This window comes from Paenibacillus sp. 1781tsa1, from assembly GCF_024159265.1.
Taxonomy (GTDB): domain Bacteria; phylum Bacillota; class Bacilli; order Paenibacillales; family Paenibacillaceae; genus Paenibacillus.
Genome location: NZ_JAMYWY010000001.1, coordinates 6,683,502 through 6,696,415, shown reverse-complemented (window position 1 = coordinate 6,696,415; position 12,914 = coordinate 6,683,502). Strand labels below are relative to the sequence as shown.

The following is a 12,914-nucleotide window of genomic DNA, read 5'->3' as shown; positions in this document are numbered from 1 at the left end:
TCGGAGAATCATTTCCGGCCTTTTTGACCGGGGTTAAATACCATACGCCTTGTGTTAGCCAAGAGAGCGTTAAAGCACGAATGTAGCATCGTCAACTTGATTGAAGCAGCTAAAGGTATTGTGAAATTGATTCACTAGTGGAACTTTTTACCTCTACATGCGTTAAATACGTTTGTATGAATTGAAACGGCTCACCTAAGAGCTCGCAAAAAGGGAGGTTATCGGTATCTATTATTCATTGACGTATCGGAGTTGGTCGGATGATCGACAGGCGGAGACGGGGGTGCTGGAACAGACTTCAGTCACACGAGATGAACTGTTCATGCGCAAACTGGTGGATGCCACCTTGGTGAAAAACAAACTCTGGGCGCATCTGTCCAATGAATGCCAGGATGGGCGGGAACATGCAGTATACGTGACGGCGTATGAGCAACAGATGCCGGACGAGTACGGTGCAGCCATTGCGGGTGCTGCGCTGGCGATGTGCAAAATGTCCTCCATGTACAGTGCAGAGTATATGTTGTGGAATGGAAGTTCATTTCAGGAGTTGGAACTCACAGCGTCATCCACCTATACGATGGAGCTTGCCGAGCAACTGCTCGACCATTACATGGTTCGGGATGGCAAGACGTATGAGTTCCTGTATTCCGTGCTGGATGCGGATCGCAAGAAAGTGTTGTTTTATATGAAAGAGGTGGATCTGTGATGAGTGAGCAAGAGCGGGGGCAAGCATCGAAACCCGGATCAAAAGCGAAGCTGGTTGCTTTCTCCCTGATGCTGGCGGTTCCTGCTGTGTTATCCGGTTGCGGCAGCAACAATGATGAATGTGACCCGGAGTATGATACCGGATGTGAATATGATTCCAGCAGTGGGCACTACTACTATGGCGGGTCATCGTATCGAAGCAATAAGGACAGTAACAGCTCCTATAGCAAATCCAAGTCTAAATCAAGCGGCTTTGGTAGCTTCTTCCGCAGTTCGGGAGGATAACCGGATGAGGCAATTGGTTCAACTACCGTTTAGTCACGAAGAAGTATTTCAGGGCGAAACGGAACAACAGATTCCATATCATCGAATGTATGGGAAGCAGTATTGTGTGCCTGCATTGACGGTCTATTCTCCCTCGGAGGTACAAGAGCTGCGTGCCGCAGCCGAGGCGCTAGACGGCATTTACTGTAAAGTGATGCGATTTATCCAGCAATATATGCCGGATTCTTTTTTGGAGCATCAATTGGGTATCCATCCCGGGCTTATTCCGGCGGCGCGTATGGAGATGGTGACTGGAGGGATTACCCGCCAGGACTGGATTATTGGAGAGACTGGACCGAAGTGTATTGAAAATAATACGGACACCCCTACGGGTATCCCAGAGGTAGCTGCACTGGAAGGTATCCTGGTCGGCCTTGCAGGAAATGCTGCGTTGACTGCACCATCTGCGGAGATGGATACGTGTATTCGGGAATGCTTCAGAATGTGGCTGGAATTCTATGCAGCGCAGGGGTTACAGGGCCCCGTGACGTTCACTTCTTTTGGGGAACATGTCGAAGATCGAACGAATACCGAGTACCTGATGAGACGTTGTCAGGAAGCTGGATACGAAGCCTGTTATGCCCCGCTGGAGGAACTGGAGATTGTTCCGGGAGAGGCGCTTTACCATAAAGGTCGGGAGATTAATCTGCTCTACCGCCTCTATCCACTGGAATATCTGGTTGATGATCGGGATGAGACAACAGGGGTGGACATTGGGGCTGCGCTTCTTGATCTTGTACGGGAGGGACGATTGGGCCTGATGAATCCCGTTCAGCATGTGCTCATGCAGAGCAAAGGTTTCATGGCGGCGATCTGGTCGCTCTACGAGCGTAATGAGCAAACCCCGGAATATTGCGGGTTTACCCTCTTTGATGATACAGAGATGGACGTGATTTCCCGATATCTGCTTCCAACCTATTTTTCGGCTGAACCCTTCGAGCTGAACGCCATGCCATATGTAGCCAAGAGTTATTGGGGGCGCGAAGGCAGAGGAACTCTTTTGCTGGATGGAGGAACGGACAATGCCTTTGGAAAGCAGAATATAGAGTATTCCTTTAACGAGAAACTGGAATCCGATCTTGCAACTGGAGCGACAGAAGAGGATGAAGAGATTACAGCTTATTACGAAAATCAGCCCAAGATCTATCAGCAGCTGGTTCCGATGGAGCAGGCCGTGATCGAAACGGAAGATGGCGCATACAGCGGTTATCTGCTTACAGGGGTGTTTGTTATCGGTGGGCGTTTGGCGGGGTTGTTACCACGGGTCGGGGAGAAAGTAACCGGAGATATGGCCTATTATTGCGCGGCTACAGTTCGTGAACGGATGAATGATGAGGAGGAGAAGGAATGGAGAACTTGGGATTGAACTTGCTGAATGTTGCGGTGGGTGTAGGCATTCTGCTGGTGGTATTGGTGTGTGGATATTTCGCTTTTAGCAAATTGACCCGGTATAACGATAGTGAGGAAATCGCCAAAGGGAACGAGGCGGCAGGCATGTATATGGGTAGCAAATTGCTGGGACTGTGTATTATCGTAGGCATGGTGTCTTTCTCGACGCATTCGTGGCTGGATATGCTGCTGTGGTCGGCGCTTGGAATTATTGTGTTGTGCCTGGTCTATATTATATTTGATTTCCTGATTCCGAAAATGCGGGTATGTGACGAAATTGCACGAGGAAATATGGCGGTAGCACAGCTGCTGCGCTCGATTATCATCGGCGTTTCCATCGTCATCGGTACATTTTTGATGTAAAATAAGACATAGTGTTTTATAGAATGTACTATATAAACGGAAGAAGGAGCGCGGCATCATGAGAAGAGTCATCATCGATACAGATACAGCAGGAGACGATACGATTGCGATCCTGACGGCATTGCATCACTTTCAGGTGGAAGGTATCACCATTACGGGCGGTAACGTACAATTCGACCAAGAGGTTGAAAATGCCCTGTACACGGTCCAGGTTGCTGGACATGGCGGCAAGGTGCCTGTGTATAAAGGATGCGAGCGACCGCTAATGGCCTACGGTAAAGCTCAGCACCGTACAGTGGAAGACGTGCATGGCGATGACGGCATGGGCGGCGCGCATTTCCCGAAGGCTGATCAGCGTCCCGAGAGCGGGCATGCGGTTGATTTTATCATTGAGAAGGTGCATGCACATCCAGGTGAAATTGAACTGCTGGCAATTGCCCCGCTGACCAATATTGCCATGGCGATCCAGAAAGACCCAACGATTATTCCAGAGATTGCTCACCTGTACATCATGGGCGGAACGAATAATGCACTGGGCAATATCACCCCGGCGGCGGAGTATAACTTCTACGTAGACCCGGAAGCAGCGAAAATTGTACTGCATGCGGGCATTCCGATCACAATGGTTGGTTGGGAGATGTGTACCCAATACTCAGTGATGGACGATGACGATCATGCAGAGATTGCGGCTCTGGGTACATCGGGTGCCAATTTCTTCACCGCTATCAACAAAGTGGTTATGCAGTTCAACAAGTCGGTACATAAGCTGAATGGCACCACTCATCCCGATACGTTGCTGATGGCTGCTGCAGCAGATGAATCCATCATGACCAAGTCGGGTCAGTATTATGTGGATGTCGAAGCGGCAGGAGAGCTGACACGGGGATACAGTGTGGTTGATATTAACGGACGTTTTGGCAAAGAGCCGAATGTACGCGTCTGTGAGGCCATTGATCGGCCGAAGTTCAAATCCATGTTGCTGGATGTTCTCTCAGCGATCCAATAAACGCAGGAATTTAAATGCAGGAAAAAGAAGAAAATCCGTGCCTATCCCAGGTACGGATTTTTTATTGCCCATTTTCTGAATAACTACTTCACCTGTCGTAGTAAATTGTGCTATACTTCAACTACTACGACAGATGAAGTAACGAGGAGGAGTATCTTTTGTGATCAGCAGTGACGTTATACGTGGCTACAATGATACGCTGATCCTCTACATGCTGCTCGAAGGGGAGTCGTACGGCTACGAGATTTCCAAGAACATCAGACAGCTGACAGAGGAAAAGTACGTCATGAAGGAAACGACATTATACTCGGCCTTCACCCGATTGGAGAAGAACGGTTATATTGAATCGTTTTATCTGGATGAGAACAGCCTGGGGAAGCGTCGTACTTATTACCGGATTACGCCGCCCGGCCTCGACTATTACAGAGAAAAGTGTGAGGAATGGAAGGTTACGCAGGAGGTTGTTAATCTATTTATCAGGGAGTTGTGACGGAACATGGAGACAATTATGGTGTATCTGGAGAACATGTTTGCTGGTCTGCCGAAGACACCCGAGGTGGAGCATCTGAAGCAAGAGCTACTTTCGGGAATGGAAGATAAGTACCTGGAATTGAAGCGGGAAGGCAAGTCGGAGAATGAAGCCATCGGCATTGTGATCTCGGAATTTGGTAATATCGAGGAGTTAACTGCGGAACTCGGTATTGAGCCAGTCAGTTCGGAAGAGGCAGTACCTGTGCTGACGGAAGAAGAAGCCTACGCATATACCACTGCCAAAAGAAATGCCGGATTTTGGATCGGGCTGGGTGTTTTATTGTGCGCGTTGGGTGTGGCGTTTCTGATTTTCATGGATACTTTATTTGAGAACTATGCCACTTCAGCTGCCAACCGTTCGGTGGAAACGGGGGCTGTACTGGGCCTGATCGGCATGTTCGTGCTGATTGCCATTGCGGTAGGCATGTTCATTCACAGTGGCATGAAGCTGGAACGCTTCAATTATATGGAGAAGGGCTTCCAACTTCCTTATACACTTAAAATGAGTATTCAGCATAGTCGGGAGAGCTTCGCTCTGACTTACCGTATAGCCATCATTACGGGTGTGTGCCTGTGCATTCTGTCTCCTGTGTTTATTTTCGCAGCCTCCTCTATCAATGATAACTACGCCTCTTATGGTGTATCTGCCTTTATGGTCATGGCTGGAGTAGGAGTATTCTTGTTTGTATATTACGGAAATATTCAGGGGGCTTACACGAACTTGCTGGAGAAGCACCAGTTGACGGCAGAGAAGAAGCAAGAAGTCAAGGTTGTGAGAGCCGTGGAAGCGATTGTATGGCCGCTGGCGACAGCCATCTTCTTGTTCACAGGCTTTGTATATCAACGGTGGGATATCAATTGGGCCATATTTCCGATTACCGGTATTCTCTCCGGTAGCTTTAGCAATGTGTACCATATTATGAAAAGCAAAAATCCGTCCTGAGCATGCTGCTTTGGATAGTAAGGCCCACCCAGATCTACTATATAGATCAGGGTGGGCCTTTTTACACGTTTAATCTATTCTTGCTGCAACAAAAACGAGCGAATTCCTGTCGTGACCAGATCATGGTCTTCCTCATCAGGCAGACCCGATACTGTAATGGTGCCGACCGGTCCCTCATTTTCCAGAATCAGCGGGAAAGCGCCGCCAGCCAGTACATAGTCCGATGTTGGCAGATTGAAGTCTTGCTCAAGGGTCTGGCCCTCGTTTCTAAGGCGTAGGGCCGTATGCCAAGAGCTAGAGGAGAAATGATTCACCACGTTGTTTTTGCGTCGAATCCAGTCTTCATTGTCGGGATGAGTGCCTTCCATCGCATGCAAAAAGAGACGATGTCCCTTCAGGGTAATGTCGATCGTCACGGCCTGTGAACGACGCTTCGCTTCTTCAACCAGATGCAGGCCAAGGTTAAGCGCTGTTTGAGAATCAAATGTGCCAAATACCAAGTCCATTTCTTCCTGTTGCATTTCCTTTAATTTTTCTGTCATGGTCAGGTTCAAATTACAGGCAGCTCCTTTACATATATGATTGATGTCTACATTCGACATGAATGGGTATAGTACCTTCCGAGTGCTGACTGGACGATGTTAGTGGACGTTATGGGTGTGGCTGAAGATGGCTCATTTGGAGACCGTATATAGGCTGTGTTAAAGTGAAGGGAACCTAATATACTCAAAACTCTTAAAGTTAAAATAAGTTATCGCTAAGTAGGCAGGAGGAGAAGCACGATGCTGTTTTATTTTGTAGCACTGCTGGTGACTTTGGTGGATCAGGGGACCAAGATTGCAGTGAGGATGTATATGGAGGTTGGCGACGTCATGAGACTGGGTGACTCCGGCATGCAGTTACAGCATTATGAGAACAGTGGAATGGCGGGCAGCATGTTTCAGGGAAATGCACGTTTGTTTGGTGTGATTGCTGTTCTGTTCATAGCGGGAATGCTGTATTACCGGAGTAAAGGTGAGATTCGTGGTTTCTGGATGCAAGCTGGCGCGGGTTTTATGGTCGGCGGGGCTTTAGGAAATGCGATCGATCGATTTATCTATGCTCGGGTAACGGATTTCCTCGTATTTCCGTCCGGACGCGGTATCTTGAATCTCGCTGATGTTGCAATTAACATCGGTGTGGTCATGATCATCATCGGCATGTTGATTCGTGCATATCAGAGTTATCGAGCCAAGCGTTTACGTAATGCTTTGCCGAAAGCAGAACGTTCGTAACGTGGATAAAAGCGTTACAGTGCTGAATATAAGCTTATTAAATGAGGGACATTGGATATCATCCAGTGTCCTTTTTGTTATGCCCAATTCGAGTCATGGGAAGAAATGCCTTGATTCATTTTTACCGAAATCGTTTTAGAAATAATAAAGACTTATATCATCCATTCAGATTGAAGTTAGTTTGGAAGGATTAACCAAATGGTTATTTCACCATTTGAATGGGTAAATTCTTACGTATATAAAGTGAAACTAAGATATACACGAACACGGAGAGTGCAGAACCAATCTGAAGAAGCGAAGCTAAAAGCTTTCTGAAAGAAAGCTGCTTCGAAAGCATACGCTAAAACCGGATTTTCCCTTTGAGGAAGGGAATCAAAAAAATCTGGGGATAACAACGATCGGAAGATGGTACTGCAATCGGAGTGACACCGTGTAAATCACATTAGTTCAATTTTTAAAGCTGAGGGAGGTACAACATGAGAACAACGCTTACCAAGGCTCTCGGGACAATGTTGCTATGCGGAATGATGGCTGTACTTCTATCTTCCTGTACCAGTGGGGATAGCGCGAATGGCAAAGTGCAGATTGAATTTTTCCAGAACAAGCCTGAAGCCAAAACAACCTTTGACGAATTGATCAAAACGTTTAATGCGGAGCATGACGATATTCAGGTGACACAGGTGAATCCGCCAGATGCGGAGACCGTATTGAAGACCCGTGTCGTCAAAAACGATATTCCGGACATTATGGCCATGGGGGCAACGGATACGTATTCAATCCTGGCCCAGAGTGATATTTTCACCGATCTGACGGACAGCTCCTTACTCCAGACGATTGATCCGAACTACATACAAATGCTTAATGATCTCACAGGTATGGACGAAGTGACGGGTATTCCTTACGCGACGAATGCAAACGGCATCATGTACAACAAAACGTTGTTTAAGGAAATGGGATTGGACGTGCCCAAGACGTGGGATGAACTTATCGCGACCGCCCAAAAGATTAAAGATGCAGGTGAGATTCCATTTTACTTCACATACAAGGATGACTGGCAGACAAGTCTGCCGTTCAATGCACTGGCTTCCAATCTGGTCGGTATTGATTTCTACCAAGAGCGGCGTGATAACAAGGTAACGTTCAAAGAGAAATACGGAGAGGTTGCTGAGAAACAGCTGGAGCTCATGAAGTACGGTCACGGCGATAACTTTGGTAAAGCTTATTCGGACGGTAACCGCGCTTTTGCTAACGGTGAAGCCTTCATGTACATCCAGGGAACCTGGGCCATCTCAGAGATTCGTAAAGCGAACCCAAATGTAGACATCGGTTTCTTCCCATTCCCAACGGGCAACGATGCAAGCGAGATTAAGCTGGTGAACGGGATCGACTCTCTGTTTACCATTGCGGCAGACACGCCTAATCGCGAGCAGGCAGAGACGTTTATTGCATTTTTGTTAAAGCCTGAAAATATCGGAAGATACATTGACGAACAGACGCTGTTCTCTGCGGTCGAAGATGTGAAGCAAGATGATCCTGCCGTGCAGGAACTGATGCCTTATATTGAGCAGGGCAAGGTTGTAGACTTTGCCGATCACTATATTCCGGCTGCGGTGCAGCTGAATTCCATCGTACAGTCCTTTTTGCAGAACCAAAACATCGACAACTATCTAGATACACTCGACAAAGAATGGGACAAGGTTGCCAATCGACGCTAAGCCTTGTCTGAAGGAGGATGGAGTATGAACAAGCGTATCGCACCTTATTACTGGATGACGGTTCCGGCGGTAGTATTGTTCTTTGTATTTATGACACTGCCGGCCCTCCAGGGCATCTATTATTCATTTACGAATTATAACGGATTCGGGAAAGAGTATGATTTTGTTGGCTTCAAAAACTATTTCAACTTGTTCCAGGACGACAATGTAGGTAACGCCTACTGGTTTACGTTCAAATTTGCGATCGTGGTAACGATCCTGACCAATATCCTGAGCCTGCTCATTGCACTTGGGCTGAATGCCAAGATCAAGTTCCGTAACTTTTTCCGCGGCATCTATTTCCTGCCTAATATCCTGAGTGTGCTGATCGTAGGTTACATATTTAACTACCTGTTCTCCAACGTATTCCCGATCTGGGGACAAAATTTGGGCATTAACGCGCTATCTACGAACATACTTGGTAGCGAAAGTCTGGCCTGGATCGGTATCGTCATTGTCGCCGTATGGCAATCCGTGGCTCTGAATACGATTCTATATTTGGCGGGTCTGCAAACGATACCAACGACACTGTACGAGGCATCCAACCTCGACGGTGCAGGCAAATGGCGTGAATTCTGGAGCATAACATTCCCGCTTATTGCCCCGTTCTTCACCATTAATATGGTGCTGGCAATGAAAAACTCACTTATGGTCTTCGACCAAATCGTAGCCTTGACCAACGGTGGTCCCGGACGGGCGACGCAGTCCATCTCCCATCTGATCTACACCGGAGGATTTGAAGGCGGCGAATATGCATATCAATCTGCGAACTCGGTTATTTACTTCATCGTTATTGCGGTGATTTCAATTCTGCAAATCCGGTTCCTGCAAAGAAGGGAGATGGATCTGTAATGAGAAGCCGTACACGAATCAATTGGCTCGTTATGCTGCTCGTTGTACTGGGTACCCTGTTTATCCTGTTCCCCTTGTATATGACCGTTACGATTGCTTTGAAAAATCCGGAGCAGATGGCCCAATCGGTCTTTGCCCTTCCGACAACGCTTCACTGGGAGAATTTCGCAAGAGCCATCGACATGACGAACTTCTTCCAATCGTTCCGTAACAGTGCAATCGTTACCGCCTCAACCGTGCTTTTGACGTTACTTAGTAACTCTATGGTGGCCTATGCGATTGCGAGAAATATGGAGAAGCGCAAGTTTTTCAAAGGACTCTATTATTACTTCGTCAGTGCGATGTTCATTCCGTTCCCGATCATCATGCTGCCGATTGTTAAGCTGACCGCATCGCTGGAGATGACAAACCTGGTAGGTCTGATCCTGCTGCACACGGTCTACGGTCTGGCATTCAACGTCTTTGTGTACGTGGGATATATCCGGTCCATTCCGGTAGCGCTAGAGGAAGCGGCTTTTGTGGATGGGGCAACAACCTGGGGCACGTTCTGGAAAATCATATTCCCGCTCATGGCTCCCATCAGTGCCACGGTTGGTATTCTGACCTGTCTGTCGACGTACAACGACTTCCTGCTGCCACTCATTATTATCAGTGATCCGGGGCAGTACACGTTGCCGCTTGTACAGTATGTATTCCAAGGGCAGTTTAATACCGAGTTTAACCTTGCATTTGCATCCTACCTGCTCGCGTTGCTGCCGATGATTATCATCTACCTGTTCGCACAGAAGTGGATTATCAATGGGGTTACACAAGGGTCTGTAAAATAACTGAAGTTGTGCTAAAGAAAAGAATAGGTGTGAATGGGATATGAACCAAGAGAGGTGGACTCTAAGAGTCCCCTCTCTTTTTTTGATCTTTGTCATTTAACGTTTGGGAACTGTCAGAAGGATTGATTAACCTGTAAAACTATGCTATTTTTTAGTCGTTAGTTTAATCGATAAACAAAGACTAGAAGAGAAGAAGATTGAGATTTATTATGCAAGCGCTTTAACGAGAAAAACTGAATACGTAGATAAATCCGGCATCGTTAGTACCCAGTCTTCAAGAGCACGGGCGTAAAGTGGTGGGTTCTTTTACATGCAGAAAAGAGAGGAGAATGGGGAAGTTGCATAGGAAAAAAGGACATTTCAACTCACTCCGCAATCAGATCTTCATTGGTTTCGTTATGGTGATGCTTGTTGTTCTGCTGCTCGCAGGCATATCGGCTTATGATCGGGTAGCTGCTTTGTTGAAAAGCAATGCGGAGAAACATATTCATCAAACGGCCGTCCAAGCCAGCGGCAGATTGGATGCACTCATTGCACAAGTGAATTCACTGACCGCCCAGGTGGCGGATGATTCCTATGTGCAGCGTCTGCTCAGCGATGAGAAGCAAGGCAACCCGGCCACCTTTAATCAGCGCCAAGCCCTCTTGCAGATTGCAGGCAGCTATCAGTCTTTCATCAATGGAGCGCAAAGTATGGAGATATACACTACGGGTTATAACCGCATCTTTCCGATGGATGACCGATCTCTCGATCTCAGAGTGGAGCGCAACTGGATCAACCTGGCGGATGAAGGCAAAGGCAGACTGGTATGGGCAGGCGCTGACCCTGAAGATCCGGGTGTGCTTCTGGCTATCCGGCGGATTAACCTGCTGGATCATTCTTTCGAACATGGGGGATATGTGGTGGTGCGGATGCAGCGCAGTTTTTTTCAACTCAATGATTCGAATGGGGCAGATGGTTCGCAGGACTCGATCATGCTCTTGGATGGGGCAGGCGAAGTGGTGACTTCCGATCTGGAGATTAATCTCGATCCAAAATCCATATTGGACAGCGGATCAGTCGTGCAGGACGGAGAGGAATCCTATATCGTCGTCCGGCAAAAGTCTGAATTAACGGGATGGACACTTGCTGTGCTGACTCCGCTGCGGGAGACAACGGAAGGGGTATCCATCTTGAGGACGGCGCTTCTCGTTTCGGGAATCATTGGTGTTGTTCTGTTCCTGATCATGTCCTTCTTTCTCTCCACGATGATTACACGTCCGCTCATACGCCTGATGCGGGCCATGCGTAGTGCACAACCGGGAGCCATGAGGCCCAATCTAATGGTCAGCGCTACGATGGAGATTAATGAACTTAACAACGTGTATAACCAGATGGTCTACAGACAGAATGAATTGACCCGTGTAGTTCATGAGAAGGAAGTCATGCAGTCACGGGCGGAGTTAAAGGCGTTGCAGTCTCAGATTAACCCCCATTTTCTATTTAACACGCTGGAGGCATTCTATTGGTCCCTTGAGGAAAAGGGAGACGAGGAGATGGCACGGATGGTTGTGGCGATGTCCCGATTATTCCGCTACACGATCTCCAGCTCTCAGCAGGATGAGTGGGTCACGATTGCTGACGAGCTGGAACACGCAGAGCGGTATCTTCGCATTATGCAGATGCGGTTGGGGGATCGAATGCAATGGGAGATTCAATTGAGCGATGGGGTTCGTAAGGTCCCCATTCCAAAACTGCTTATACAGCCCTTGGTGGAAAATGCGATCCTCCATGGCATTGAAAGTAAACTGGGACCGGGAAAGATAACCATCCATGTGGATGTTTCGACCGACAAGAATCTGATTCGCATTGAGGTTCGGGATGACGGCCCGGGTATGGATGAATCACGACTTCAATCTGTTATTCATGCTTTACATGGCGGGCCGGCTGTGTCCAAGAAGGGGACAGGTGTAGGTCTAATCAACGTACATCAGCGACTGAAGCTTTACTTTGGCAGCCAACTTGGTGAACGTTGCAAGCTCTCCATAACAAGTCAGGTTGGGGAAGGGGCCGTCATTTGCTTTGAGATTCCCAAGGGAACGGAGGGTGAATATGATTCATGACAAAACAATCCTTATCGTTGATGATGAGCCGCGTACAAGAGAGGGTATTCGCAAGACACTGGAAGGATGGTCGGCAGGACGAAATCACATCCTGACTGCGGAGAGTGGCACCCAGGCCGTGGAGTGTCTCCGAAAACAGCCAACAGATCTGTTAATCACGGACGTTCGCATGCCGGAATTCTCCGGCTTGTCCCTCATTGAAGCCATTCAGCATTTTACAAATAAACCTGTCGTCCTGATTATGTCAGGACATGCCGATTTTCAGTACGCCCAACAGGCCATTAAGCTGGGTGTCGTGGAGTATATGTTGAAACCAATTGATAAGGAACAATTGCTGCAGACCGTCGAAAAGGCCTTGAAGTTTAGCGAACAACAGCGACGTATTCAAACGATGCAAGAAATGGTTGACCCCAAGCTGCTGGATGTTAAGGAGCGCGGGGAACAGAGACTCAATAGCCAGATCAGTGAAGCATTGGCCTATGTGGATACTCATCTGGGTGAACATGTGACCATGCGTGAAATCGCTGATTTACTGCATCTCAACTCCAGTTACTTCAGCGTATTGTTTAAGGAACAGATTGGCATCAATTTTAGTGAATACCTTACTCGCAAACGCATTCAGCGGGCAAAGGAGTTGCTTGTGCAGACGACCCTGCCGATCTCGGAAATTGCCGAACAGGTGGGGTATCAGACGGATAAGTATTTTATTACGGTATTTAAAAGTCTTGAGGGGATTAGTCCAAGCAAATATCGGCATTCCCTATCTGAACGAGATAACAAATAACCTCAAAAAAGTGGAGTTTTTCCAAATTATTCTGGTCTTATAGGGGCGATAGGCCCGTGC

Annotated in this window: 14 protein-coding genes; 13 read left to right on the top strand and 1 reads right to left on the bottom strand. The window is 47.6% G+C overall.

The window, feature by feature from the left end:
- Positions 1–238: 238 nt before the first annotated feature.
- From NKT06_RS29925 to NKT06_RS29895, 7 genes are all read left to right on the top strand, one after another.
- The gene (locus NKT06_RS29925) at positions 239–706 is read left to right on the top strand and encodes a hypothetical protein (protein ID WP_253441726.1); all 468 of its coding nucleotides are present in this window, start codon (positions 239–241) and stop codon (positions 704–706) included.
- Positions 706–990, top strand: coding sequence for a hypothetical protein (locus NKT06_RS29920; RefSeq protein WP_192135170.1), 285 nt, complete (start codon positions 706–708; stop codon positions 988–990). The genes NKT06_RS29925 and NKT06_RS29920 overlap by 1 nt, the downstream gene beginning before the upstream one ends.
- A gap of 4 nt (positions 991–994) precedes the next feature.
- Positions 995–2,395, top strand: coding sequence for a glutathionylspermidine synthase family protein (locus NKT06_RS29915; RefSeq protein ID WP_253441724.1), 1,401 nt, complete (start codon positions 995–997; stop codon positions 2,393–2,395).
- A complete protein-coding gene (locus NKT06_RS29910) occupies positions 2,377–2,781 on the top strand; it encodes a DUF350 domain-containing protein (RefSeq protein WP_145324763.1) in 405 nt (134 codons plus the stop codon). Before NKT06_RS29915 ends, NKT06_RS29910 begins: the two co-directional genes overlap by 19 nt.
- Positions 2,782–2,839: 58 nt before the next feature.
- Entirely contained in the window at positions 2,840–3,787 is a 948-nt protein-coding gene (locus tag NKT06_RS29905; protein ID WP_253441722.1) for a nucleoside hydrolase, read from the top strand.
- Between the two features lie 160 nt (positions 3,788–3,947).
- A complete protein-coding gene (locus tag NKT06_RS29900; protein ID WP_017691704.1) occupies positions 3,948–4,277 on the top strand; it encodes a PadR family transcriptional regulator in 330 nt (109 codons plus the stop codon).
- Between the two features lie 6 nt (positions 4,278–4,283).
- Entirely contained in the window at positions 4,284–5,261 is a 978-nt protein-coding gene (locus tag NKT06_RS29895; RefSeq protein WP_253441720.1) for a permease prefix domain 1-containing protein, read from the top strand.
- 74 nt (positions 5,262–5,335) lie between these two features.
- Here the strand turns inward: NKT06_RS29895 and NKT06_RS29890 are convergent, their stop codons facing one another.
- Complete coding sequence (locus NKT06_RS29890) at positions 5,336–5,815, bottom strand: heme-degrading domain-containing protein (protein WP_253441718.1); 480 nt, start codon at positions 5,813–5,815, stop codon at positions 5,336–5,338.
- Between the two features lie 228 nt (positions 5,816–6,043).
- On the opposite strand from NKT06_RS29890, the gene lspA reads away from it, so the two are divergent.
- The 6 genes from lspA to NKT06_RS29860 all read left to right on the top strand — a co-directional run bounded on the left by lspA (position 6,044) and on the right by NKT06_RS29860 (position 12,854).
- Positions 6,044–6,535 (top strand): signal peptidase II, encoded by a 492-nt coding sequence (gene lspA, locus NKT06_RS29885; protein WP_076216808.1) that lies wholly within the window; start codon positions 6,044–6,046, stop codon positions 6,533–6,535.
- A gap of 524 nt (positions 6,536–7,059) precedes the next feature.
- Positions 7,060–8,250, top strand: a complete 1,191-nt coding sequence (locus NKT06_RS29880) for an ABC transporter substrate-binding protein (RefSeq protein ID WP_483311640.1) — start codon at positions 7,060–7,062, stop codon at positions 8,248–8,250.
- Positions 8,251–8,274: 24 nt separating this feature from the next.
- A complete protein-coding gene (locus NKT06_RS29875; RefSeq protein WP_036606633.1) occupies positions 8,275–9,141 on the top strand; it encodes a carbohydrate ABC transporter permease in 867 nt (288 codons plus the stop codon).
- Positions 9,141–9,968, top strand: a complete 828-nt coding sequence (locus NKT06_RS29870) for a carbohydrate ABC transporter permease (RefSeq protein ID WP_105600348.1) — start codon at positions 9,141–9,143, stop codon at positions 9,966–9,968. The genes NKT06_RS29875 and NKT06_RS29870 overlap by 1 nt, the downstream gene beginning before the upstream one ends.
- 338 nt (positions 9,969–10,306) lie before the next feature.
- The gene (locus NKT06_RS29865) at positions 10,307–12,070 is read left to right on the top strand and encodes a cache domain-containing sensor histidine kinase (RefSeq protein WP_483311602.1); all 1,764 of its coding nucleotides are present in this window, start codon (positions 10,307–10,309) and stop codon (positions 12,068–12,070) included.
- Positions 12,060–12,854, top strand: coding sequence for a response regulator transcription factor (locus NKT06_RS29860; RefSeq protein ID WP_253441712.1), 795 nt, complete (start codon positions 12,060–12,062; stop codon positions 12,852–12,854). The genes NKT06_RS29865 and NKT06_RS29860 overlap by 11 nt, the downstream gene beginning before the upstream one ends.
- Positions 12,855–12,914: the final 60 nt, after the last annotated feature.